Raw genomic sequence first — 24,801 nt, 5'->3', positions numbered from 1 at the left:
TTTTGTTGATATTATCGATAGCAACAGCCATAATCTATTTTTATAACGAATATTTTGCTTATATTTTAGCACTTATTATTTGTATCATTCTATACTGAGTAAAAAATTTAGCTTTGGTAAGTTTATATTAGATTGCTTGATATGTATGTTGTTGATACTAAGCTCTATAGTTATATTATTATTTCCAGTAAATTTAATTATAGAATTTCTTAAGAAGTTTGCTTTTGATATTTTAGGACCAACATTCTATTTAGGAAATCTAGATATTTTAAATGATTTTTTATTTGATGCCCTTTCATTTACATTATGTCATATATTGTTTTTTAGTATTTGGTTTTTTTTAGAAAAGAAAGGCATAATAATTAAATATAAAATTTATAAATCAAGTTTTTGGTTTGTATTTATATTATCGACTAGCTTCTGGTGGTTATGTGCAATAAAAATTGCTACAGGACCAATTAAATAAAAGGATAATCAATGCAATTTTTTGCAACCATTTACATTTATCCAATGAATTTTGTTTTACTCATACTCATTCTAATGAGTTAGAAAGGTAGGGACAATGGACAACGAATTTAGTTTTGATAAATTTATACTAGATTGCTTTATATGCTTTGGAGTAATGATAGTATCTGCCATTATATTTTCATATCCATTTGCTTTTATAGTAAATATCATTTTATCTCTACTTGGTGTTGAGCATTTCTCTGTAAAAATATGGTGCTTTGGCGATATGAGTGTAATTCTTTTACCATCATCTTTAGTTATTCCTGTAATTATGATTTTTCTATATAAGAAAAAACTTATAAGTTATAAATTTTATAAAATAAGTTTAATATTGTGTTATATTGTGTTAGTATTTTTTATACTTTTTATAGATTACACATTGAATTGTAATTTTGTTAAATAAGGATTCTCTATGCAATATTTTGTAACCCTATACATTCACCCAATGAATTTTGATGCAACACATGCTTTCTTAGTTTTTACTCATACTCACCATGATTTGATTAGATAAATTAGTCAATATTGAGATAGAAAATATATGACTCAAGATAACTTAAGAGGGTCATTTTTAATTAATTTTAGCAACTCTTTATAGAGATTTTTGCTTTCAATTTTCATATTATCTCTAAATTGACTGCTGAAATTTCGTTTTGACTGCCGAATGTTGTTTCTGTCTCTTTTAAGTGTAATATAGAAAACTTCTTTTTTAATACCTTTAAATTTTGATAATCTTAACTTAGCATATCCCTAGAAATTTTCTATAAGATTAGGCTCGCTTGCAACCTTGCTTTGGCTTGGCTTGCTAGCAAACAAGGGCATTAAAATCAGCCTCAAACAATACCTCAATTTAGCCTCCTAATAACCCTACCTACGCTTTTTGCCACTGTTTTGGCTTTATTTATCTAAGCGTTTTTAAGCTTAAATTTCTTATCGTTTTTATACTCTCTTTTTGGTGCGTATCTTACTTTATTTTTCGTATTGTGCTTTTTAAATGTTTTATGTATAATAAAACTTCAAATTTAAAAACAAGGAGAAAACATGAAAACAGCGTTACTGATCAATGGTTCAAAGAAATTTTCAAATGATGGCACAAGACTAAATGCCACCATGCAAAGCGTAGCCAAAGAATGGCTTGAAAATAAGGGCTATAAAGTGCTTGAAACCATTATAGATAAGGGTTATGATGAGGAAAAAGAGGTGCAAAAATGGCTTGATAGCGAGCTTATCATTTGGCAGTTTCCTGCGTGGTGGATGGGTGAGCCTTGGATCATGAAAGAATACATTGACAAGGTTTTTAGTGCTGGTTTTGGTAAATTTAGTAAAAGCGATGGACGCCACAGAGATAATCCTGATATAAACTACGGCAAAGGTGGGCTAATGCAGGGCAAAAAAGTAATGTTTAGCATGACTTGGAATGCTCCGCTAAATGCCTTTATTAATAAAAATGAGTTCTTTGAGGGTAAGGGTATAGAAACGGTCATTTTTCATCTTCGAAAAGCACACGAATACAATGGTTTTAGCGTTTTGCCAACTTTTATGTGTAATGATGTGGTTAAAAATCCTCAAATTTCAAAATACACAGAGGATTACAAGGCTCATTTAGCAAGGGTTTTGGGCTAAATTTTATTTAAGAAATTTTTAATTTTAAAATAAATTGTTTTTGTTAGCTTTTTAATGTTTTAAGGTATAATTATTCTTTATTATAAAAAGGAGTATATATGAAAAAACTTTTAGCAATTTTTGCTCATCAAGATATGAGCATATCAAGGGTAAATAAGGCAAGAAAAGAGGCTTTAAAGAGCCTTGATAGCGTTTTGATACACGATCTTTATGAAAAATATCCAGACTTTAAAATCGATGTAGCCAAAGAACAAGAGCTTTTAATAGGACATGATAAGGTGCTTTTTTGCTTTCCTATTCATTGGTATAGCTATCCTGTGCTACTTAAAAAATACTTTGATGATGTTTTTACAAAGGGCTTTGCTTATGGACCTGGAGGGGATAAACTTCATCAAAAAAAATTCTCAGTTGCCATTTCTTTTGGAGATAAGGAGCAAAATTTTTCAAAAGAAGGTGCAGTTGGCTTTAGCGTAGATGAAATTCTAAGCCCCTTTAAGGCACTTTGCTATCATTCTCACATCATTTATCAGCCTTATTTTGCTGCTTTTGGGGCAAGTTATGGTCTAGATGAAAAGGGCATAGAGCAAAATACTAAAGAATTTATCGAGTATGTAAAAAATTTATGAGGATAAAATATGAAAACAGCATTACTTTTAAATGGATCTAAGGTTTTTGATGATAGCAAAGCAAAACTTAGTGCAACTCTTCAAGAAGTAGCAAAAACGGAACTTGAAAATAGAGGATACAAAATCATTCAAACCCATATAGATAAGGGTTATAATGAAGATGAGGAAGTGCAAAAATGGCTTGATAGCGAACTTGCGATATGGCAACTTCCTGCGTGGTGGATGGGTGAGCCTTGGATAGTCAAAAAATACATCGATACAATCTTCACAACAAAGGGCTTTGAGAAATTTTTTATAAGCGATGGTCGCCACAGGGATAATCCTGATATAAACTACGGCAAAGGTGGGCTAATGCAGGGCAAAAAAGTTATGCTTAGTGTTACTTGGAATGCCCCACTTCGTGCTTTTACTGATAAAAATGAATTTTTTGAGGGCAAGGGAGTTGAAGCGGTTTATTTTCACTTTCATAAAATACATGAGTTTATCGGTATGACTTGTTTGCCAACTTTTATGTGTAATGATGTGGTCAAAAATCCTCAAATTTCAAAATACATAGAGGATTACAAAACTCATTTAGCAAGGGTTTTAGACTAAATTTTGAAATCTTAAATTTTAACTTAGTCTAATTGGATACAATATGCTAAAAATTACTGATTAGACTAAGGAAAATCCATGATATATTATATCATAGCCTTGCTTATGGGTGTAGCTATAGCCTTACAAGCTCCTATAAATTCAGCACTTGGAAGGTCTTTGCAAGGCTCTCCTCTTATCGCAGCCTTGATTTCTTTTACCATAGGAACAATTTTACTTGCTATCATAGCCTATTTTAACGCAAATTTAAATATAAATGTCTTTAAAGCCCTTGTTCATCAATCATGGTGGAAGTTTTTAGGTGGAATTTTAGGTGCATTTTTTGTCTTTGGAACTATCTTGCTTGCTCCCAAAATAGGGCTTATCAATATGTTTTTGATTATACTTTTTGGACAACTTTTAATGAGTGTGGGCTTAGATCATTTTGGGGCTTTTGAACTCAATAAAAGAGCCATTTCTTGGGAAAAAATACTAGGTCTTGGCATAGTCTTTGTGGGACTTTTGGTCTTTTTTTCAAAAGAACTTTTAAAAAAAGCTTAAGTATCCCTAAAGCTCAAGCTTTAAATTTATCTGGGTATTTTCACTTAAATTTGTGCTGATTTCTTGGATAACTTGCATTAAGCTTTCGAAGTCTTTATTTTCAAGCTCTTTTTTATATACTCCTAAAAAAGAAGAGCTTTGTTCTAAGAATTCTTCTTTTATCTTTTCAAAAAGGCTTTGAAATTCTTCTTGCTTCAATTCACCTTCTTCATTAAAAAGCTCTAGAAATTCATTTTTCAATCTTTCAAGTTCTTCCTTGCTTAAAGAATGAATTCCTTCTAAATTTAACTTATTTAAAAGTTCGGCATTTTTTACACTTTTAAGTAAGATTTTAAGCTTTTCATTTTCATCAAAAATATAATCTTGCATACCAGAGCTAAAACTTTCCTTAGCCTCATCTTTAGCATCTTGTAATCTCTCCTTATCATTTAAAGCTTCGCCATATTCTACTATGCCGTCTAAATTCTTGTCATTTTTTATAGTTTTATCAAGTTCTAAGGCTAGGGTAGCAACTGCAAATTTACCCTCATTATAAAGGCTTTCTTACATAGAGCTATAAACGACATGATGATCTACAAAGGAAGTGTATTTCATTTGCGAGAAATCAAGTTTGAAAGCTGAGCTTGAAATCATTTTATTTATCCTTTAAATTTAATACTAAGGGTTGGGAAAAGTACTATCAGTGTGCGTAGCATCGGCAAAAAGTTAAAATATTTTAACCTTTCGTAAATTTTATTTACAAATTACAAAAATACCATTTTTGAAGCAAATTTTATACTGAAGTATAAATTTAAAAATAAGCAAACTTTTTTACTAAAAAGCAAAAACACCTAAGAATAAATAAGCTAGGAATCATAAATTCCTAGCATTTTACTTACTCACACAGGCATAACACGAATTCTAGGACTAAGCTCTTCTTGCAAAATATTTTCTATAGCATAAAGCGTAGCCCCACTTCCGCTAGAACAGCCGCTACAAGCTCCTAAATAACGGATATAAACATCGATATTTTCAGCTGATTTTTGTATATCAATCACTTCCATATCCCCACCATCACTTTGAAGCATAGCCCTAACCTCAGCATCTAAAACACTTTCTATAGCTTTAAGCTGCTTTACCATAGTCATTTCTTCAAAAGCTAAGTCCTCTTTATTCATTTCCTTAAGCCTTTCTCTTTCCATTTCAGCCCTTGTTTCAGCTAAAATATCCACAAGATAATAATCTTTCTTTTCATGCCCTCCAGGCTTCACACAGGATTTACAAAACGCCCCTGCTTTAGTGTATTGTGTGATTTCTTCTACAGTATGCAAATCATTTAAGCGAATCACATCCTTAATCGTGCCAAGGCTTACTCTAGCACACTCGCACACAATAATTTGATCCTCAAAATCCTCAGGCGAAATCCCCTTATACTGAGCTGCAGCTTGTTTAATCACATCATAAGCCATAACAGAACAATGCATTTTTTGAGGTGGCACGGCTGGAGTTTCTGGATTATCCCTCATTGCAAACTCAACATCTAAATTTGTGATTTTCACAGCCTCATCGACCTTTTTTCCTATGCAAAGATCAACCATAGTATCACTACTTGCTATGGCTGTCCCACAGCCAAAACTTTTAAATTTAGCGTCCTTAATGGTGTCTGTTTTTTCATCCACAAGCCAATAAAGCCTCACAGCATCACCACAGCTTTCAGCTCCAAAATCAGCCACGATAAGTTTTGCATCGGCTTTTTTCGCATCATCTTCTGTAAATTCACCCATATGGCGTGGAGCATTCATTCTGTCTTGAACCTTTTGAGAATATTCATCCCAGATAGAACCACCGATTAAATTATTTTTTCCCATTTCATCCTCCTTTATCTTTGATTTGGATTATAAGCATAAGTGCTTGATATACTTCTTAGCCTTTCGGTCGCCTTTTTAATCTGCTCTATCGCATAATCAATCTCAGCTTCAGTATTAAAACGCGACAAAGAAAGCCTCAAAGCTGTGTGAGCTAGGTCATTTTCAGCCCCTATTGCTTCCATAATTGGATTACTTTCTAAATCCTCGCTGGCACAGGCTGAACCCGTACTTGCCGCAATGCCGTTTTGATTTAAATCCCAAAGCATAGCCTCTCCCTCGACGCCTTTAATGCTTGCTAAAATCGTATTTGGCACTCTATTTTGCCTATTTCCAACCACTGTCGTATCAGGCAAAGTTAAAATAGCGTCCTCAAGCTTATCACGCAAACGACGAATATGGCTATCCTCAAATTCAAGCATAGAATTTGCAATCTTCAAAGCCTCGCCCATAGCCACGATAAAAGGCACATTTAAAGTCCCACTTCTGCGACCTCCCATATGCTCACCTCCGTGCAAAAGTGGAGTAAGCTTTACGCCTTTTTTGATGAAAAGCCCACCAACGCCCTTTGGTCCGTGAAATTTATGAGCTGAAAAAGAAGCTAAATCAATGCCCTCATCTTTTAAATTTATCTTTATCTTGCCCACCGCTTGAGTGGCGTCTGTATGAAATAAAGCCCCAAATTCGTGGGTTATCTCAGCCATTTCTTTGATAGGGAAAATCATACCTGTTTCATTATTTGCCCACATTACACTCACAAGAGCGGTTTTATCACTGATTACTTTTTTTAAATCCTCAGCCGTGCTTAGCCCCTCACTATTTACAGGCAAATCAATTACTTTCACGCCAAGCTGCTTTAAAAACATAGCCGCAGCACTCACTGCAGGGTGTTCGACCCCACTGATAATAACCTCATTTCTTTCTTTGTCTAAAATATGGTCAAAATACACGCTTTTAAAGACCCAATTAATGCTTTCAGTAGCACAGGAAGTGATAATAATATCATCCAAATCACTAGCATTAAGTCCAGCATAAAGCTTATCCATAGCTTCTTTTAAAGCAGAATGAGTTGCACTTCCAAAAGCGTGAAGGCTGTTTGGGTTGCCATAATGCTCCTTAAAAAAAGGAAGCATTAGCTCATAAGCACAGGGGTCTAACATAGTGGTTGCATTATTGTCTAAATACACTTTCATTTGTTCTTGCAATGTTTTTCCTTCGTCGTTTTTTGGTAGGGAAAAAATATGAGATTTATTTTATCCCTTTAAAAATTTCGCAAATAATAACACTAAATTTATAAAAATAAGTTTAAATAAAATATGCTTTTTGATAAAACTCTATTATTCTTAAATGTATTTTGTCTTTGGAATAAACACTGCTAAAATTTTAAATGATAAGTAAAAATGCTTTTATTCAAGCTATGAAATGTTTATGAAGTTTTTTTCAATGTCACATCATCACACTCGCATAGGATTTTAAAACCTTGTCTAAATTTGCTTGTCTTTTTCTATGCTCGATAAAGGCTAAATCAGCTTTATTCCTTGCTTCATTAATGCTTTCAAGCTTTGTATTATCCTCTTGCAAAACATTATTTCTAAGCTCATTAAACTCATTCACCAAAGAATTAATATAAAGCTCATAAATCGAGCTTGAGTTTGCAAATTCTTTGATATTTAAATCCTTTTGATAGTTAAGATATTGCTGATACAAGATAGAAAGCTTGTCGTTATTGGTATTTTTCTTATCCACGCCATTTACATGCAAGTAAAGATCAAAGCTCATTTGTTCTTTATTTTCATTGCGAACATATTTTTCAAAGGCTCTTTCATTGCCAAGCATATTGTAAAAACTTTGATGAGAAATCAAATTTAAAGAAACAGGCTCAATGAAAAAATCCACCTTATCATTGCTTTCTTTTAGATCCTTATGGATAAAATTAACAAGTAAGCCAGACTTTGAAACCTCAGCATTTGTATTAAGATAAGGCTTGATGAGTTCGTTATTTGCTGTGTTATTTATGGCTTCATCAAAATGAAAATTGATGACTTTGTTATCAAGTTTTAAGGGATTTAAAAATTTATTTTGTTCTAAAGCTTCATTAAGCTTATCAGCCGACGGATACACCCTAATGATAGTAGAGTTAAATTCCCCGCTTTCAGTAGAAAAACCTTGTGTTAAATTTAAAATTTCGCTTCTATTTAAGCTTAGATTATCCTGTTTTGCAAATTCTTCATTTGTGGCTTTTAAGACATTGTAGTATTTGTTTAAAACACCGGCTAGATCGATATTTGAAAAGCTCAATCTCTCATCTTGTTTGATCAATTCTTTTGAAATATCATAAGCACTTTTAATGCTAATTTCATAATCCAAAGGAAGCTTTGCCATTTTATTTAGCTCCTTGTCAAAAAAGCCCCTTTCATTTACTCTAAAGCCAAATTCACTTGCATAAGTTCGCTCTTCAAAATCCACTCTAAGTGTTTGTTCTTCATTTTGAATGCTGATAAGTTCATCTTTATTTTTACTTGAAATATCTTGATTTAAGCCCCAAGAAACAGAGGATAAACCCTGATAATTACTTGTGTTAATATTCATTATAAACTCTTTTCAACCTATTTGCTGTTTTTATTTAAGCAAAAGCTATGCCAACTTTTGCATTTTTCATAAAAAATCAAAAAATTTCATTTTTTATCAAATTTCCCTTGACTTAGAGTTGCTCTCATGCTGTATAATTTCTTTATATTTTTACAAAAGGAGAACTTCATGCAAGAAAATTTAGAAGAAGCAAAAGCAGGAAAGAGAATTTCTAGCTTTGGTTGGGCTGTTGCTGATAAAAAAGCTCATTTTAAAGCGATGAAATTTTCTCGCCATAGCGTTGGGGCAAATGATATTTTGATAGAAATTTTATTTGCTGGTATTTGTCATAGCGATATTCACTCAGCAAGAAGTGAATGGAGTGATGGAATTTATCCTATGATACCAGGACATGAAATCGCAGGACGCGTCATAGCCGTAGGTTCTAAGGTCAGTAAATTTAAGGTGGGGGATTTTGCTGGGGTTGGCTGCATGGTCAATTCATGTGGCGAATGTGAAGCATGCAAAAAAAGCCATGAACAATTTTGCGAAAATGGCAAGAGCGTTTTTACTTACAACTGCACTGATTATTTTCATGATAATGAACCAACCTACGGAGGATACAGCAACAACATAGTCGTGAGCGAAAAATTTGCGATAAAAGTTCCTCAAAATGCTCCACTTGATAAGGTAGCACCTTTGCTTTGTGCGGGCATTACGACTTATTCGCCTCTTAAATTTTCAAAGGTTAAAAAGGGTTCAGTTGTCGGCGTAGCTGGCTTTGGCGGACTTGGAATGATGGCTTTAAAATACGCTGTTAAAATGGGTGCTGAAGTTTTTGTCTTTGCTCGCAATGAAAAAAGAAAAGAAGAAGCTTTAAAAATGGGTGCAAAAGCTCTTTATACTACCGATAAGCTAAAAGAAGTGAAAGAAAAATTTGATCTCATCATCTCAACCATACCAACAGCTTATAATCCAAGCGTTTATCTTGATCTTTTGACATACGGCGGAGAACTCAGTATAGTAGGCTTGCCGCCAACAGAAGTCATGCCAAAAATCTCTTTAAATTCTTTTGTATTTAAGGCAAACAAAAGAGTGTATGGCTCTTTAATAGGAGGGATAAAAGAAACTCAAGAAATGCTTGATTTTTCTTTAGAAAATGAAATTTATCCAGAAACAAAGATCATTACAGCAGATAAAATCGATGAAGCCTATGAAAATCTTACAAATGGAGGAGGCGGAGGATTTCGCTATGTCATAGACATCAAAAAGTCTTTGTAGGATATTTTGACAAGGTTTTAGCCTTGTCAAATTTAATTATTTCTTAACTTTTTTCTTACTTTCAAGCACCAAGGATAAAGCATTGATCACTTCTAAAAGCAAGGAAAGGTTGTGGGTATCTAGCACATACCATTCTTTTGCGCCCTCAAAAGGCTCGCCAACGCTTGAAGTGGGGGCGATATTTTGCAAAACCGCGTATTTTTTTACAAAAACCCGCTCTAGCAAACCAAGAAAAGCACCTTTTTCTCGCCCTTATCATGCAGATAAATGCAGTATTCGCCAAACATTTTTCTAGCACTAAAGCTAAATTCGCTTCCGCAATTTTCACATTGCTCTAGGACAAAATCCTTAAACTCAGCACTTGTAGCCATAAATTCCCTTTCATTTTTAAAAGGCATTTTATCCAAATGAGCTAAGCTTTATCTTTATCCTTATGAAAAATCATTTTTAAAAATTTCTATACTTAATTTTTCATGTTGATAGCTTTTTGTATCATCTGATCGCTTGTTGTGATACTTTTTGAGCTTGCATCGTATGCTTTTTGCATGACGATAAGATTTGTAAGCTCTACGCTTAAATCAGCATTTGACATCTCAAGCCTTTTGCTTCTAAAATTTGCTGTATAAACAAGTTCTCCGTCTCTTAAAAGAAAACTTGCCGCACCGCTATTTGAAGTAGGCGAGAAAAGATTGTTTCCAGCACTTGCTAAACCTTGTTCATTAATGAAATTATAAAGTGCAAGTTTTCCAACCGTCGCTGTTTTGCCATTTGAAAAAGTGGCGATTAAAGAGCCGTCTTTTTCTATGTCATAATAGCTAAAAAATCCCTCAGCAAAGCCGTCTGATTTTGGATTTATAGTATCTTGAGTGCTTGTTTTAGACATGTAAATTCCATCAAAGCCTGAACCTATGACATTTGGATCATAAGGCGTGCCTAAATTGACATTGATCGTTCCTCCATTTGGATTGGCTACACTTGTAAGTGTATTTGAGATCAAAGCTCCAGCTTCGTTAAATCTTACTTCTCCTGTGCTAGCATTTCCTATAGGATTTTTATCACTATCAAGCATTTGTGCTGTTATAGTATAAACAGCTATATCATCAACCTGAGGTAAAACCCTATCTAAGGTATATCTTAGTATATTTCTTGAGCCATCAGCATTAAATACATCAGCTTCCATGATCTTTTTATCTGCAACCTCTCTTTGTGTTGCAAGAACTGAAGAATTTATACTCAAACTATCCTTATCAAGCCCCGGAAGTTGTAAATCAGCTGTTTTAAAATTTAAATCAGCGTCCAAATAAGCCTCAACACTTGCTCTTACACCATTTGCATCAACTAAATTTAAAATCACCCTTTCGCCCTCTTTAGCCGAAAAAACCTTATCCTGTCCAACCTGCCCACTTATACTTATCTTATCATCAGCAGTTCTTGTGATCGTAAAATCATTTGGATCAAGATCAATTTCTACGACTTCAGTTCTTGTGTCTGATTTTAAATTTCCACTCCAACTCACATTTTGAGTTACTTCAGGAGCGTAATAAATATTATTTGGAACAGAAAGCTTTGTTTGTGCTGTTGCCGTGCCAAGAGAAAAACTTTGAGAAGGATTATTTACAATAAAACCTGAGCTTATATAAGCGTTTGTTCCGCTATTTTTACCCATAAGCTGGGCTACTCTATCGCTATAAGTGGTAGCTTGAAAATTTGGATTCATCGTGCCTAAAACATAATTTCCATTTGCATCAACCAAATCTCCATTAGCATCTCTTAAAAAAGCCCCATTTCTGGTATAATAAGCATTTCCATCGCTCCCAAGAACACCAAAAAATCCCTTTCCCTCTAAAGCAACATCAAATTCTCCACCCGTATCAGAAAAAGAACCTTGAGAAAAGATAAGCTTGCTAGCAGCTTCAGTACCGCCTAATCCACCTTGGGAAGGATTGCTTGAGTGTGAGCCTATCCTTTTATAAAAAATATCCCTAAACTCAGCACTAGAGTATTTAAAACCGGGAGTATTAACATTAGCAATATTGTTTGAAGTAACATCTATCCCAAATCCTTGCGATTTTACTCCTAAAATTCCATTATAAAAAGATCCTGTCATTGCTTATCCTTATTTAATGCCTACTTAATCAAGTTGTTTTTTTATCAGTGCTTTCTTCCTTTTTATCACTACTTTGTGAATTATTTGCTAAAGCACCTGAAAAATTGCTATCTGTAATTTCAGTAATCTTATCAAAGGTTACATATTTTCCTGCAAGCTTGGCATTAGCTACCCCATCTATAAATTTCACAGATTCTATAGGATAAGCTCCAAATACACTCGTCGAAGTGCCACCATCAACATCTTTATAGCTCGTTTTGATCGTATAATTTCCAGCACCGGCAAAATTTCCATCATTATCCTTTCCGTCCCAAGAATAATCATGACTTCCAGCACTTTGCGTTCCAGAAAGCTTGATCTCACGGATTACCTTACCATTAGAATCTAAAACACTAAGCGTAATCCCAGCTTCTGTACTTGCCTTTGGCAGATACATTCTAAAGCTTGCTCCATCATTGACATCAGATGATAAAGGTATAGAACTTTCATCAACTACAGCCATTTTTCCTATGGCTCCTAACAAAGCCATGTTTGCATTTGAAACCATAACTGTTGAAAGCTGAGACATGGTTTCAACCATTTGCTGCATAGTTGTATTTGTGTTTTGTTGCATTTCAAGAGCTGAAAGCTGTGAAGTTTGCGTAAGCATTTTATCACTATCCATAGGATCAGTTGGATCTTGGTGCTGAAGCTCTATCAAAAGAAGCTTTAAGAAAGCATCTTTATCTAAAGTTGCACCCGGATTACTTACGATTTGGTTTGAACTTGTCGCTGCTGTGTTTGTTACTTGTGAAGTTGTTGCCATTTCTTGCTCCCCTAATGATCTATATTCTTAAAATATATTAAGCACTTTTTGTTCCAAATTTAAAAATACTTAGCTAAAACAAGCTCTAAATTTGGCTTTTCTTCAGAATTTAAGGCATTGATTTCTTCCTTAAATCCATGACCGCTACGATTTTTACCTTGATTTTGATCTTTTTTGCTTTGATCGCTAAAATTCATCTCAAGCCCTGTAAATCCCATATTTACAAGTGAGTTTTTAAACTCGGCTTGATTTTGCAAAAAGAGATTCATTGCATTTGTGTTTGAGTTGAAATTAATGTGAAGATTATTTCCCCTTTGCACTAAAGTAACTTCAACCTCGCCTAAATTTGACGGATTTAAAGTGATATTTAGTCTTGTGATCGGAGCTTTATAGTTTTGCATTTGCTCTTTAAGATCACTTGCAAAGCTTTGAAAGGTCTCCTTGACATTGACATTTGCCTTGATTTCATTTTGAGAAACCCTATTTAGATCCTTTACCAAGTGATTTAACTCATTCATGCTTTCATCTTTAGAAAAAACGCTTTTAAAGCTTTCATTTTGCACATCAAATTGATCGTTATGCGTTGATTTTTGCACATTTTGAGTATTTGAAGCACCATTTTTACTTGTAGAAAGCTTTGTTAAAACATCATCAAGCAAACTTTTAGTTTCATTAAAATTTTTAGGCTCTGTGTTGACTTGCGTTTTTATATTATTTACAGATTTATCGTTTACTTGCTGTGAGGATTTATCTGTATTTAAGGCTATATTTTCATTCAAATTGAGCTTTTCTTCTTTAACATTACTCTTATTTTGAGTCTTTTTATCCTCAGTATTTTGCTTTATTTGCTGAGCTTGAGTATTGACGCTCCTTTGTAAATTCTCATTTGCTGAAGGTGTATTTACTTTTTGAGCTGTTAAAACCTGCTCGCTTGTATTGTTTTTGACATTTTGCATTAAAGGTTCTTGAGTTTGTTTTAAAGAGCTCATTTCCTTTTTCTCGCTTTTCTCACTCAAGATTGAAGCTGATTTTATATCTGAAGCAATGTGTTTGTTTTCGCTCTTTTGCTCTTTTACAAGTTCTTTTTCAAGAATTTGAGTTGATTTTATATCTGTTGTTTTTTGTTTTTCCTCATCAAGAACCTTTAATTTTTCTTCCTGCACATCAAGTTTTTTAGGCTCATTTTTTGGATCTTTTTTTTCTGGTGTAAGCTCAAGTTTATTTCCTTCTTCTTTGAGGGAACTTATTTTTGTATCAGGCTTTATTTCTTTGCTCGGTTTTAACTCTTCTTCAGCCACAAAATGAGTTTTTGACTTTTCATCAAATTTTAGCTCTTCTTTTGCCTGTTTTGTTCCAGCCTTACTAAGTTCATGCATATCATCTTGTAAATTTGTCTTAAGATCTTTTTTATCTTCTTTGTGATTATCCACGATAATACTTTGTTGCTCTAGCTTTGGTGTTTCTTTTTTATCTTGCGTTTTTGCATGAGTTTTTGTATCTTTTTTGGTATGAAGATCAAGACTTTGCAAGGTCTTTTTAAGCACATTTTCTTGAGAAATATTTGTTTTTTTAGAGCTTGGAAGTTCTTGTTTTTGAGAAAGATCTTCCATGATTTTTGAAATTTTTTGATTTAAGACATCTTTAAAAACACTTTGCACAGAATTTGTAAAAAAATTCGCCTTGTCTAAATTTGGAAAAGAACTTTTTACCTCAAGCAAACGATCAACTCTTATATTTTTAACATTCAAATTTAAATTTTTAGCTAAATCTAAAAGTTCGTTTAAGCTCTTAGCACCTTTTAAAGCTTGTAAGTTCTGCTCTGTTTTAACAAAGTCTTGAGCCTTGCTTGAAAGATTTGCAAGTTTTACATCACTTGTATCAATCTTAAGCTTTTCTAAAACGCCCAAAACCTCCATAAAGCTTAAATTTTCAAATATAGAAGTCTTTTCTACCTCGTCAAATTCGCCCTTTTGAATACTTGCCATAGCCTCACTCACCACTTCTTTTGGTGTGATCTTCATGTTTTCAGGCAAAAACTCATTTGTCTCATCAATAGCTTGCACCAAAGAAGCTAAAAAGCTTTGTTCATCTTGAGTGCTGTTATCTGCCTTATCAGCTACACTTTTTGATGAATTTGTGTTCTTAGCACTTGCTTTAGGTGCTACTGAAAGCACATCTTGGACTATACTTGACATAAAATCTCCTTAAATCTTATAAAAATTCACTTTTGGCTAAATTTGGAAAACTCTCTCTTAGGCTTTCTGTGCTATAAATTTTAAGCATTTTGTTTTTTAGGCTTAAAGTTTGTACAAGCTCTAAAAGTTCTTCTAAATTTTGAGTATTTTGAATTTTTTCAAAATTTTCTTCATTGGCTAAAATTTCTGTTAAATCACTTGAAAATCTCACGATTTTTTCATCTTGAGCTTCTGATCTTAGCATTTCTAAAAACTCTAAAATTTGGATTAAAGTTTCATTCTTTCTGTTTGTTCCTAACTCTTCGTTAAACTCCACTAAAAGTTCGCTGTTGATTGGTTTTGACATTTTGTCTCCTTTAAAAAATGTTTATTTGCACAAGTTAAAGCAAGAAGTGTTCCAAGTTTTGATTTTTGAAATTTAAGCTAAATTTTTATATAATTTTGGCTTTAAATTTAAGGAGAAAATCTTGCAAAATATTAGAAATATAGCAGTTATCGCTCATGTTGATCATGGAAAAACCACTATGGTCGATGAACTTTTGAAACAATCAGGCACTTTTAGCGAACGCGAGCAAATTAGCGAACGCGTTATGGATAGCAACGATATCGAGAAAGAACGCGGTATCACCATACTTTCAAAAAACACCGCCATTAATTATAAAGGCACAAAAATCAATATCATCGATACTCCGGGACACGCTGATTTTGGTGGCGAGGTTGAACGGGTTTTAAAGATGATAGACGGGGTTTTGCTTCTTGTTGATGCACAAGAAGGCGTTATGCCACAAACTAAATTTGTGGTAAAAAAAGCCTTAAATTTAGGGCTTAAACCCATAGTCGTGATCAATAAGATAGACAAACCAGCAGCCGATCCTGAAAGAGTGATCAATGAAATTTTCGATCTTTTCGTAGCCTTAGATGCAAATGATGAACAACTTGACTTTGCTATCGTTTATGCAGCGGCTAAAAATGGCTATGCAAAGCTTGATTTAAACGATGAGAGCAAGGATATGCAACCCTTGTTTGAGACAATTTTAAGCCGTGTTCCTGCTCCAAGTGGAAGTAACGAAAATCCTTTGCAACTTCAAGTTTTCACGCTTGGTTATGATAATTTCGTGGGTAAAATAGGTATCGCAAGAATTTTTAACGGCATAGTGAAAAAAAATCAAAGCGTAACCTTGGCTAAGGCTGACGGCACTAAGGTAAATGGACGGGTTTCAAAGCTTATCGGCTTTATGGGCTTGGAAAAAATGGACATTGAGGAAGCTTATAGCGGGGATATCGTTGCAGTTGCTGGCTTTGAAGCCTTAGATGTTGGCGATAGCGTGGTTGATCCGAACAATCCTCAGCCTCTTGATCCTCTTCACATAGAAGAGCCGACCCTAAGCATAGTTTTTAGCGTTAATGATGGTCCTTTGGCTGGAACAGAGGGCAAGCATGTAACTTCAAACAAAATCGCCGAACGCTTGGAAGCTGAGATGAAAACAAATATCGCGATGAAATTTGAAGCCAGTGGCGAGGGTAAATTTAAGGTCAGCGGAAGAGGGGAATTGCAAATCACCATTTTAGCTGAAAATATGCGTCGTGAGGGCTTTGAGTTTTGCATGGGGCGTCCTGAGGTTATCGTTAAAAACGAGGGAGGCACTAGAACTGAGCCTTTTGAGCATTTGGTTATCGATGTGCCTGATGAATTTAGCGGAACAGTCATCGAAAAGCTTGGAAAAAGAAAGGCTGAGATGAAAACTATGGCTCCAACAGGAGATGGGCAAACTAGGCTTGAATTTGAGATACCGGCTCGTGGGCTTATCGGCTTTCGCTCGCAGTTTTTAACCGATACTAAGGGCGAGGGCGTGATGAATCACAGCTTTTTAGAATTTCGTCCTTTTAGTGGAGCAGTAGAAAAGCGAAATAATGGTGCTTTGATCAGCATGGAAAATGGCGTGGCACTTGGGTATTCGCTTTTTAATCTTCAAGATAGAGGTGTGCTTTTTATCGAGCCTCAAACTAAGGTTTATACAGGAATGATCATAGGCGAGCATAGCCGTCCAAATGATCTTGATGTAAATCCTATCAAGGGTAAAAATCTTACAAATGTTAGAGCTAGTGGAAGTGATGATGCTATCAAGCTTGTGCCACCTAGAAAACTGAGCCTTGAAAGAGCTTTGGAATGGATAGAAGAAGATGAGCTAGTCGAGGTTACGCCTGTAAATGTTCGCGTTCGCAAAAGATATCTTGATCCAACCCAAAGAAAAAGAATGGAAAAATCAAAATCTTGAGTGAAATTTACGCAGACATAAACCAGCTTCAAGCAAAGCGAAAAGTCCTTTTTAAGCGTATAAAAACGGCTAAATTTTTAGGCTTTTTAGAAGGCTTTGCTTTTTTTGTTTTGGCGTATTATTTTTGTAAAGATGTCGTGATTTCCATAGCTCTTGCAGCACTTTTTGCCGTGGCTTTTTTTAGGCTTTTTACCCAACGCATTTTAAGAGAAAAAAATATACTTGATGCACAAATTTTAGGGCTTTTTTTACAAAAAAATGAAGCTAAATTTAGTGATGAAACATGCAAGGGCTTTGATTTGGCTGAGTTTGAGATAAAAGATTTTAAAGCAAATAATGCCTTGGAATTTAGGGATTTTTTTCTTTTTGATGTGAGCTTTAAAAATGCTTCAAATGAGCTTTTTTTAGGTGTTTTGATGAGCTTAAAAGGAGGACATTTTAAAAAGCGTGAAAGTCTTGAAGAAAATGAGCTTTTTAAAAAGCTTAAAGAGCCAAATTTTAACACCTCAAAGCTTTATATCAAAAACAATCTAGCCTTAATCCCAAGCCTTAGCAATCCTTTTTTTATCTCAAATAACTTAAGCGTAGAAGAAAATTTCAAACAAATGAATGCAAATTTAGCCAAGCTTGAAGAACTTATTTTAAAATAAAAGCAAACCTAAAAAAGAAGCTCCCCAAAAGGGGAGAAATAAGTAAAAATTATTTGATTACGCCGCAAGCAAATCTTGCACCGCCACCGCCAAGAGCAGCTGGGTGATCATGAAAGTTGTCTCCACCTACATGAACCATTAAAGCGTGTTTTTTAAGCTCATCTAAAGTCTTGATCTTAGGTGCTAAAACAGGTGTATTAGCAACGCCTTGTGCATCAGCATATAAAGCTGGTAAATCTCCCTTATGACCATTAGCACTCCAAGGATAAGAATGTGCGTTAGTTTTATCAGGATCCCAGTGTCCGCCTGCTTTTAATCCTAAACCTTGTTTAGTCTTACCGCAGTCTGCTTTTTCATGAACATGAAAACCATGAATTCCTGCTGGAATATCTTTTAAATTAGGATAAAATACTACTCCGTGTTCTGTTTGAACAGCTACAACTTCGCCAATTGGAGTATTTTTCTTTTCGCCCAACATTTGCATAGGAATCACTAGGTGATTAGCTTCACTTTTTGGATCATAAAGCTTTGTATTGTCTTCATCTGCGATAACAGAAGATGAAAGGCAAGCAGCAACTAAAGCACTTACTAAAATTTTTGATCTAATTTTCATAAGATCTCCCTTTTCTTAGAATTTGTTTGTTTTAAAAAAACCCTATTATTTTATTACTTACAAACTTAATACCAGGTAAAATAAAATAAAATCTTTTGTTTTAGCAACTTTGGTTACTATTTGAAACAAGATTAAGAAAATAATAAGAATATCAGAAAAATTTAAGAAAAATGACGGAAAAACTCCGTCACGAATTTAAGCTAAAGCTTTTTTTGCACTTTCTACGATCTTAGAAAATGCGTTTAGATCATTCATCGCTAAATCAGCCAAAATTTTTCTATCAAGCTCTATATTTGCTTTTTTAAGTCCATTCATAAAGCGAGAATACGAAATATCATTTAACCTGCAAGCTGCATTGATACGCACGATCCAAAGACGGCGAAAATCTCTTTTTTTACGACGCCTATCACGATAAGCATAAACAAGACTTCTTTCTAGTTGTTCTTTTGCCTTTCTAAAATGCTTACGGCGACCGCTATAAAAACCTCTTGCAAGCTTTAAAATCTTTTTATGTCTGCGGCGTCTTACTACGCCTGTTTTTACTCTTGCCATTTTTATCCTTTCATAAAGTGGCGTCCAAATTTGGAGCTTTCCCTAATGTTAGGGGAGTTTTGAATGACTTTTGTCAAAAACTTTGCTGAATCAAATGCCAAGCATTTTTTCAACAGCCTTTACATTTGTGCTATGCACATATTTAGCAGTGCGAAGATCACGCATTCTTTTTGCAGGTTTTTTGGTCAAAATATGGCTTCTAAATGCAGAGCCTCTTTTGATCTTGTTTTTACCTACTTTAAAGCGTTTAACAGCACTTTTTACGCTTTTCATTTTTGGCATTTTTTTCCTTTAAAATTAAAAAGTGAAACGCTAAATTTACTACAATTTTGCTTTTTTAAAGCTTAAATGCATAAATTTATGGATAAAGATGAAGATTATATAATCTTTAAATTCAAAGTATTTTTAATGATTTAAAGATTATATTATTTAGTTTTTACACATCTAAGTGTTTGACATCTTTAGCATGAGTTTGGATATAATCTCTTCTAGGCTCGACATCATCACCCATAAAGAGATTAAAAGTATCACTAGCACTTGCAGCATCTTTAACTGAAATTTGAAGCAAACGACGATTTTCAGGATCCATTGTAGTATCCCAAAGCTGATCAGGATTCATCTCGCCAAGTCCTTTATAACGCTGTATATAAGCACCTTTCTTGGCATTTTTTTCAACCTCATCTAAAAGCTCTAAAATGTCCTTATCAAAGTTAAAATCCCTTTCTTTGATCTTGCTATAAATATAAACAGCTTCTTCATAAAGCGGATTTGTAAAAAGCTCATCATTTATGATAAGCTCTTCAAGACCGCTTTCAGTTTGCACGAAAATACGAATTTCTTTTTCATTAACATAAGAATTTAAGATATTATGTCCTTGTTTTTCAAGAAATTCTTTTGTAGTGGAGAAAAGCTTTTGATTATCTGTGCTGATTAAATCAGGATTTTCTATCAAATGGCGGATCACAGAAATAACGCTAAATCTTTTTTCAAGCTCTTTTAAAATGCTTTTATAAGCAGCAACGATCTTTAAAAACTCTTTTAAATCATTTAGCCCAACGCCCTCATAACTCGAGCTTTCTATGCCTGTTTCAATTAAAAATTCATTCAAAGCCTTTTCATCTTTGAGATAAATTTCTTTTTTTTGTCCCTTTTTATAGCGATAAAGTGGAGGCTGGGCAAGATAAATGTGTCCATTTGCCACAAGTTCATTCATGAAGCGGAAGAAAAAGGTTAAAAGCAGGGTTTGAATATGAGAGCCATCAACATCAGCATCAGTCATAATGATGATCTTATGATAACGAAGCTTGTTAATGTCAAAATCATCGCCTATACCGCAACCAAAAGCGGTGATCATATTTTTAATCTCTTCGCTTTTTAAAATCTTATCAAGCCTTGCTTTTTCGACATTTAAAATCTTACCTCTTAAAGGCAAAATAGCTTGAAAACTTCTTTCACGCCCTTGTTTAGCAGAACCGCCCGCACTATCGCCCTCCACAAGATAAATTTCACTCTCGCTTGGATCTTTACTTTGACAATCAGCAAGTTTTCCAGGCAAAGTGCCTACACTTAAGCCCTCTTTTTTTCGTGTAAGCTCTCTTGCTTTTTTTGCTGCTTCACGCCCTCTTGCTGCCATAAGAGCTTTATTCATAATGGCTCTTGCCTCGATAGGATTTTCTTCAAAATACTTACTTAAAAACTGAGAAGTGATCTTTGAAACTATAGGGCGAACATAACTTGAGCCAAGTTTGCCCTTGGTTTGTCCTTCAAACTGAGGCTCAGGAACTTTAACGCTCACTATAGCGATAAGCCCCTCGCGCACATCATCGCCGGTGATTTTATTATCCTTTTCTCTTGCACTTGCATTAGCTTCTATGTAATTACTAATAACCCTTGTAAGTCCCATTCTAAAGCCTGCTTCGTGCGTTCCTCCGTCTGGAGTTTTGATATTATTTACAAAAGAAAGCAGGTTTTCTGTGTAGCTGTCATTGTAAAGTAAGGCTACTTCAACATTTACATTATCTTCATCAGTAGTAAAGAAAATCGGCTTTGTTAGGGCTTCTTTTTTGTTTAAATCGCTTACAAATTGTGAAATTCCGCCATCAAAATGAAAGCTTTCTTCCTTGCCGGCTCTATTATCTTTGAAATTTATAGTGATTTTAGGATTAAGATAAGCAAGTTCTCTAAATCTCTTAGCCAAAATTTCATAATCAAAACTTGTTACTTCAAAAATACTCTCATCAGGGAAAAATTCTATCGTTGTTCCTGTTTGATTGCTTTTTCCTATGGTTTCAAACTCGCTTGTAGGAATGCCCTTACTAAATTCTTGACGATAAATTTCTCCATCTCTTTGAACTGTGGCTACGAGTTTTTTTGAAAGTGCATTCACAACAGAAACCCCAACGCCGTGAAGTCCCCCTGAAACCTTATAAGTATCACTATCAAATTTACCGCCTGCATGAAGCACGGTTAAAACTACCGTTAGAGTAGGAATTTTTTCCGTTGGGTGAATACCCACAGGAATACCACGCCCATTATCACGCACGATACAACTTCCCTCATCAGTAAGTTCAATGTCTATTTTATCACAATGTCCTGCCATTGCTTCATCTATCGCATTATCAACAACTTCATAAATCATATGATGAAGTCCGGCTACATTTGTATCGCCTATATACATTCCCGGGCGTTTTCTAACTGCTTCTAGCCCTTTTAAGACCTTGATATTTCCTTCGCCGTATTTATTTTCTTGCATGATTTTCCTTATAAAATAACTGGCATGATGATAGTTTGAAGTTCATCACAACTAACGATAAACGCAAGATCAGGTTCATTGATCTTAAGTTTAAAACTTTCACTTTCAATAGAACTTAAAAAGTCCATGAGGAATTTTATTTTTATATTTAAAGAAAAATTTTCTTTTATATCAAGTTCTGTTTCAAGCTCGGTTTTTGCTTCCATATTGTCTAAACTTATACCCTCAAAGATGATTTTTTCTTTTGTAAAATTAAGTTTCATTTTTTCAGTTACGACACTGATTTTTTTGAGGCTATCGATAAAATCTTCAGTTTTTAGTGTAAATTCTTGATTGATTTGTTTTGGGATAACTCTTTCATAATCAGGGAATTTATCATTGATGAGCTTAGTAAAAAACTCAAAATTATCATTTTTAGCAATAAGCATGGTTTCATCATAAAAAATTTCAATCTTTTCATAAAAGAGCTTTTGCATTTCTATAATGGCTTTTTTTGGTATGCTAAGGGAAAATTCTTTATCATTTGTCTTATCTAAAGTAAATATAGCTAATCTTTTTGTATCTGTTCCAACGAAATTGATTTTATCTGTTTTTATATCAAGCAAAGCACCATTTAAAGAATATTTTGGATTATTTGTATCAATGGCTGGTAGGATTTTTTTAAGGCTTCTACTTAAATCTCCTGAATCAATATCAAATTTAGCTTTTTCTTCAGTGCTAGGAAAATTTGGAAAATCCTCATGGTTGAACATAGGGAATTTGTATTTTGTCCCTTTTTGGCGAATAAATAAAAAATTATCTATGGTTTCAAGGATTATTTCTTCGTTGTTTAGGCTTTTAACGACATCAACAATACTTTTTGCATTCACAGTTGCAAAGCCGTTATTTTCGATTTTGATCTTTTTGATTTTGTAATTAAGTCCTATATCTCGGTCAGTTGCTTTGATGATCAAGCCCTCATCATTTGCTTCAAAAAACAAATGTGAAGTGATAGTACTTGAATCCTTTTTTTCCACATAAGCATTACATAAGCTAATGGCAGATTCAAAGGTATTTTTGTTAATGTTTAGTTTCATTTTTTCTCCCTTAATTTTAATATTTTTTCATCATAGTAATAAAGCCGTTGAAAATGTGAAAAAGTATTTTGAAACTTTATTTTATCATATTTTTTATTCACAAAAGATAAATTTTTATTCACATTTTTTCACATTATTTATATTTTAACTTTGTTTTTTGATGAGAATTTTATTTTTAAATTCTTCGATTTTGTATTTTAATTCGCTATCTTTTTCTATCATTTCATTTATTTTTTTGATATTATGTGAAATGGCTGTGTGATCTTTCATTTCAAAAAATTTAGCTAAAGTAGGCATAGACATACTTGTAAGTTCTCTTGCTAAAAAGATGACTATGCGTCTTGCTGTTACGATATTTTGCGTTTTTTTATTTGATTTAAGATCGCTTATTTTGATATTTGTTTCTTTACAAACTAAGCTTAAAATGTCTTCTATAGAGATAATCTTTTTCTTTTCTTTGATATGATCTTTCATCATGGTTTTGGTTATTTCAAGTGTGATTTCTTGATCTATAAGCCTTGAGTAAGCATTTAAATTTGTGATCATTCCCTCAATCTCACGGATATTATCTCCCATTGAAGTGGCTATATAGCTGATGATTTCATTATTTAAATGAATGCCGTTAAATTCGCATTTTTTACGGATAATAGCCATTTTTGTATCAAGCTGAGGCGGAGTAATATCAGCGATGATCCCATTTGCAAAGCGTGATTTTAGCCTTTCTGTTATGCCTTTTAAGACATTTGGGGGATTATCACTTGTCATGATGATTTGTCCAAATTTTTCTTTAACTTCATTAAAAGTGAAAAAAAATTCTTCTTGAATTTTATCAGTTTTTCCTAAAAACTGCACATCATCGATGAGCAAAACATCACAATTCCTATACTTTTCGTGAAATTTCTCCATAGTTTTATTAGTAAGATGAGAGGTAAAATCATTGATAAAATTTGCACTTGTTGCGTAAATGACCTTTTTTCCCATTTCAAGACAAGCATTTCCCACAGCCTGAAGTAAATGTGTTTTACCAAGTCCTGTGGGACCATAGATAAAGATAGGATTATAAAGTTTTCCAAGCTTATCTTTATCTATGCTCGCCTTACAAGTCTTGTAAGCATACTCATTTGAATCCCCAACCACAAAGCTTTCAAAGGTAAAAGAAGGATTTAAAATCGTGCTTTGATCCTTGATCGCCTTGATATCGATTTTATTTGTTCTTGAGTGTTTTATATTTTGTGCTTGGATATTTACCTTGGCTTTGTTGCCACTTTGAACTTCGTAAAAATAAGCGATTTTTTCTGCATAACGGCTTTGTATAAATTTAGCCATAAGTTCATTTGAGGCGGTAAAAACTAAGAAATCATTTTTACTTAATTTTTCATTAAATTTAAGGTGTGATATAAAATTCTCATACTCGCTTTCGTTGATTTCTTTTTTAAAAGAGTTAAGAATTTCACTCGCGTCCATTAATTTTTATCCTTTTGATTTAAACTTGTGATTTTATCTTAAATTTTATAAAAAATGGTTAAAATTTTGTTTTATTCACACAATTAAATTTCACAGCTGTGAAATTTCTAAAATTATAATAAGGACTAAGCATTGAAAATTCTAGGCATTGATCCGGGAACTCGCTTTTGTGGTTATGCTATCATAGAGCTTAAAAATCAAAAAAGCACACTCATAGAAGCTGGGCTTATCAAGATAAAGCCTTCTACCTTGCAGTATCAAATCACAGAGCTTTGCGAGGGGCTCGATCTTGTTTTTAAGGCTCATAACTTTGATGAGGTGGCTATAGAGGATATTTTCTTTGCTTATAATCCAAAAACCGTGCTAAAACTAGCGCAATTTCGTGGGGCTTTAAGCCTTAAAATCTTGCAAATCCACGGCGAATTTAGCGAATACACGCCTTTACAAATCAAAAAAACTATAACAGGCAAGGCAAAAGCAACAAAGGAACAAGTGGCTTTTATGGTAAAAAAAATGCTTGGTATCACAAAAGATATCAAGCCTTTAGATATCACAGACGCTATAGCCATAGCTTTAACTCATGCTATGAATGTGCGTTTTAAACTTTCAAAAACTTCTTCTTAAAAATTTTAGTTATTTACATAAGCTTGTTTAAATTTATATCAATTAAAATTTCAAGTTTAAAAGCTTAAAAATTCATTAAGAAGTTTTAGGATTTACAAAAAAAAAAA

General features: G+C 33.7%; 23 protein-coding genes and 3 pseudogenes. 9 read left to right on the top strand and 17 right to left on the bottom strand.

Annotation, left to right across the window (positions count from 1 at the left end):
* Positions 1 to 1,050: 1,050 nt before the first annotated feature.
* Positions 1,051 to 1,254, bottom strand: a pseudogene (locus tag DMB92_RS09410) (hypothetical protein); the annotation flags it as partial.
* A gap of 19 nt (positions 1,255 to 1,273) precedes the next feature.
* Here DMB92_RS09410 and DMB92_RS09405 point away from each other — a divergent pair.
* The 5 genes and pseudogenes from DMB92_RS09405 to DMB92_RS06390 form a co-directional block, all read left to right on the top strand.
* A pseudogene (locus tag DMB92_RS09405) lies at positions 1,274 to 1,413 on the top strand (ArsB/NhaD family transporter); the annotation flags it as partial.
* Between the two features lie 132 nt (positions 1,414 to 1,545).
* Positions 1,546 to 2,127 carry an NAD(P)H-dependent oxidoreductase gene (locus tag DMB92_RS06405; protein ID WP_142682231.1) on the top strand — a complete coding sequence of 194 codons (582 nt, stop codon included), beginning with the start codon at positions 1,546 to 1,548 and terminating at the stop codon, positions 2,125 to 2,127.
* Between the two features lie 98 nt (positions 2,128 to 2,225).
* On the top strand, positions 2,226 to 2,753 hold the full coding sequence (locus tag DMB92_RS06400) for an NAD(P)H-dependent oxidoreductase (RefSeq protein WP_142682230.1): 528 nt from the start codon (positions 2,226 to 2,228) through the stop codon (positions 2,751 to 2,753).
* Positions 2,754 to 2,762: 9 nt separating this feature from the next.
* Complete coding sequence (locus tag DMB92_RS06395; protein WP_142682229.1) at positions 2,763 to 3,347, top strand: NAD(P)H-dependent oxidoreductase; 585 nt, start codon at positions 2,763 to 2,765, stop codon at positions 3,345 to 3,347.
* Positions 3,348 to 3,425: 78 nt separating this feature from the next.
* Positions 3,426 to 3,887 carry a DMT family transporter gene (locus tag DMB92_RS06390; RefSeq protein ID WP_142682228.1) on the top strand — a complete coding sequence of 154 codons (462 nt, stop codon included), beginning with the start codon at positions 3,426 to 3,428 and terminating at the stop codon, positions 3,885 to 3,887.
* A 6-nt stretch (positions 3,888 to 3,893) separates the two neighbouring features.
* Here the strand turns inward: DMB92_RS06390 and DMB92_RS06385 are convergent, their stop codons facing one another.
* The 4 genes from DMB92_RS06385 to DMB92_RS06370 form a co-directional block, all read right to left on the bottom strand.
* The gene (locus tag DMB92_RS06385) at positions 3,894 to 4,256 is read right to left on the bottom strand and encodes a hypothetical protein (RefSeq protein ID WP_142682227.1); all 363 of its coding nucleotides are present in this window, start codon (positions 4,254 to 4,256) and stop codon (positions 3,894 to 3,896) included.
* A 509-nt stretch (positions 4,257 to 4,765) separates the two neighbouring features.
* Entirely contained in the window at positions 4,766 to 5,734 is a 969-nt protein-coding gene (locus DMB92_RS06380) for an iron-sulfur cluster assembly scaffold protein (protein ID WP_142682226.1), read from the bottom strand.
* A gap of 11 nt (positions 5,735 to 5,745) precedes the next feature.
* Complete coding sequence (locus DMB92_RS06375) at positions 5,746 to 6,924, bottom strand: NifS family cysteine desulfurase (RefSeq protein ID WP_142682293.1); 1,179 nt, start codon at positions 6,922 to 6,924, stop codon at positions 5,746 to 5,748.
* Positions 6,925 to 7,177: 253 nt separating this feature from the next.
* Complete coding sequence (locus DMB92_RS06370) at positions 7,178 to 8,320, bottom strand: hypothetical protein (RefSeq protein WP_142682225.1); 1,143 nt, start codon at positions 8,318 to 8,320, stop codon at positions 7,178 to 7,180.
* A 168-nt stretch (positions 8,321 to 8,488) separates the two neighbouring features.
* On the opposite strand from DMB92_RS06370, the gene DMB92_RS06365 reads away from it, so the two are divergent.
* Entirely contained in the window at positions 8,489 to 9,580 is a 1,092-nt protein-coding gene (locus tag DMB92_RS06365) for an NAD(P)-dependent alcohol dehydrogenase (protein ID WP_142682224.1), read from the top strand.
* A 36-nt stretch (positions 9,581 to 9,616) separates the two neighbouring features.
* On the opposite strand, the gene DMB92_RS09400 is transcribed toward DMB92_RS06365, so the two are convergent.
* The 6 genes and pseudogenes from DMB92_RS09400 to DMB92_RS06340 form a co-directional block, all read right to left on the bottom strand.
* A complete protein-coding gene (locus DMB92_RS09400) occupies positions 9,617 to 9,805 on the bottom strand; it encodes a hypothetical protein (protein WP_260604772.1) in 189 nt (62 codons plus the stop codon).
* Positions 9,799 to 9,987, bottom strand: coding sequence for a hypothetical protein (locus DMB92_RS09395; protein WP_260604771.1), 189 nt, complete (start codon positions 9,985 to 9,987; stop codon positions 9,799 to 9,801). The genes DMB92_RS09400 and DMB92_RS09395 overlap by 7 nt, the downstream gene beginning before the upstream one ends.
* A 56-nt stretch (positions 9,988 to 10,043) precedes the next feature.
* The gene (locus DMB92_RS06355) at positions 10,044 to 11,687 is read right to left on the bottom strand and encodes a flagellar hook-basal body complex protein (protein ID WP_142682223.1); all 1,644 of its coding nucleotides are present in this window, start codon (positions 11,685 to 11,687) and stop codon (positions 10,044 to 10,046) included.
* Positions 11,688 to 11,715: 28 nt separating this feature from the next.
* Positions 11,716 to 12,492 (bottom strand): flagellar basal body rod modification protein, encoded by a 777-nt coding sequence (locus tag DMB92_RS06350; RefSeq protein ID WP_142682222.1) that lies wholly within the window; start codon positions 12,490 to 12,492, stop codon positions 11,716 to 11,718.
* A 59-nt stretch (positions 12,493 to 12,551) separates the two neighbouring features.
* Positions 12,552 to 12,899: pseudogene (locus DMB92_RS09555) on the bottom strand (flagellar hook-length control protein FliK); the annotation flags it as partial.
* Positions 12,900 to 14,703: 1,804 nt separating this feature from the next.
* Positions 14,704 to 15,033, bottom strand: coding sequence for a hypothetical protein (locus DMB92_RS06340; RefSeq protein WP_142682220.1), 330 nt, complete (start codon positions 15,031 to 15,033; stop codon positions 14,704 to 14,706).
* Positions 15,034 to 15,154: 121 nt separating this feature from the next.
* On the opposite strand from DMB92_RS06340, the gene typA reads away from it, so the two are divergent.
* Both typA and DMB92_RS06330 read left to right on the top strand, forming a co-directional pair.
* Positions 15,155 to 16,963, top strand: a complete 1,809-nt coding sequence (gene typA / locus DMB92_RS06335) for a translational GTPase TypA (protein ID WP_142682219.1) — start codon at positions 15,155 to 15,157, stop codon at positions 16,961 to 16,963.
* Positions 16,960 to 17,613 (top strand): hypothetical protein, encoded by a 654-nt coding sequence (locus tag DMB92_RS06330; RefSeq protein WP_142682218.1) that lies wholly within the window; start codon positions 16,960 to 16,962, stop codon positions 17,611 to 17,613. Before typA ends, DMB92_RS06330 begins: the two co-directional genes overlap by 4 nt.
* A 49-nt stretch (positions 17,614 to 17,662) precedes the next feature.
* Here DMB92_RS06330 and DMB92_RS06325 read toward each other — a convergent pair whose 3' ends face one another.
* From DMB92_RS06325 to dnaA, 6 genes are all read right to left on the bottom strand, one after another.
* Complete coding sequence (locus DMB92_RS06325) at positions 17,663 to 18,226, bottom strand: superoxide dismutase family protein (protein WP_142682217.1); 564 nt, start codon at positions 18,224 to 18,226, stop codon at positions 17,663 to 17,665.
* Positions 18,227 to 18,421: 195 nt separating this feature from the next.
* Positions 18,422 to 18,778 (bottom strand): 50S ribosomal protein L20, encoded by a 357-nt coding sequence (gene rplT / locus DMB92_RS06320; RefSeq protein WP_142682216.1) that lies wholly within the window; start codon positions 18,776 to 18,778, stop codon positions 18,422 to 18,424.
* 90 nt (positions 18,779 to 18,868) lie between these two features.
* Positions 18,869 to 19,060 carry a 50S ribosomal protein L35 gene (gene rpmI / locus DMB92_RS06315; protein WP_002777995.1) on the bottom strand — a complete coding sequence of 64 codons (192 nt, stop codon included), beginning with the start codon at positions 19,058 to 19,060 and terminating at the stop codon, positions 18,869 to 18,871.
* 154 nt (positions 19,061 to 19,214) lie between these two features.
* Positions 19,215 to 21,530: a DNA topoisomerase (ATP-hydrolyzing) subunit B gene (gene gyrB, locus DMB92_RS06310; RefSeq protein ID WP_142682215.1), complete on the bottom strand. Its 2,316-nt coding sequence runs from the start codon at positions 21,528 to 21,530 to the stop codon at positions 19,215 to 19,217.
* Between the two features lie 8 nt (positions 21,531 to 21,538).
* Positions 21,539 to 22,606, bottom strand: a complete 1,068-nt coding sequence (gene dnaN / locus DMB92_RS06305; protein ID WP_142682214.1) for a DNA polymerase III subunit beta — start codon at positions 22,604 to 22,606, stop codon at positions 21,539 to 21,541.
* 144 nt (positions 22,607 to 22,750) lie between these two features.
* Positions 22,751 to 24,070, bottom strand: coding sequence for a chromosomal replication initiator protein DnaA (gene dnaA / locus DMB92_RS06300; RefSeq protein ID WP_142682213.1), 1,320 nt, complete (start codon positions 24,068 to 24,070; stop codon positions 22,751 to 22,753).
* Between the two features lie 132 nt (positions 24,071 to 24,202).
* On the opposite strand from dnaA, the gene ruvC reads away from it, so the two are divergent.
* Positions 24,203 to 24,694, top strand: coding sequence for a crossover junction endodeoxyribonuclease RuvC (gene ruvC, locus DMB92_RS06295; protein ID WP_142682212.1), 492 nt, complete (start codon positions 24,203 to 24,205; stop codon positions 24,692 to 24,694).
* The last annotated feature ends 107 nt before the right edge of the window (positions 24,695 to 24,801 follow it).

It is taken from the genome of Campylobacter sp. MIT 99-7217 (genome assembly GCF_006864365.1).
GTDB lineage: Bacteria > Campylobacterota > Campylobacteria > Campylobacterales > Campylobacteraceae > Campylobacter_D.
The sequence above is the reverse complement of the archived record's forward strand: the minus strand, read 5'-3'. Positions and strand labels throughout refer to the sequence as shown.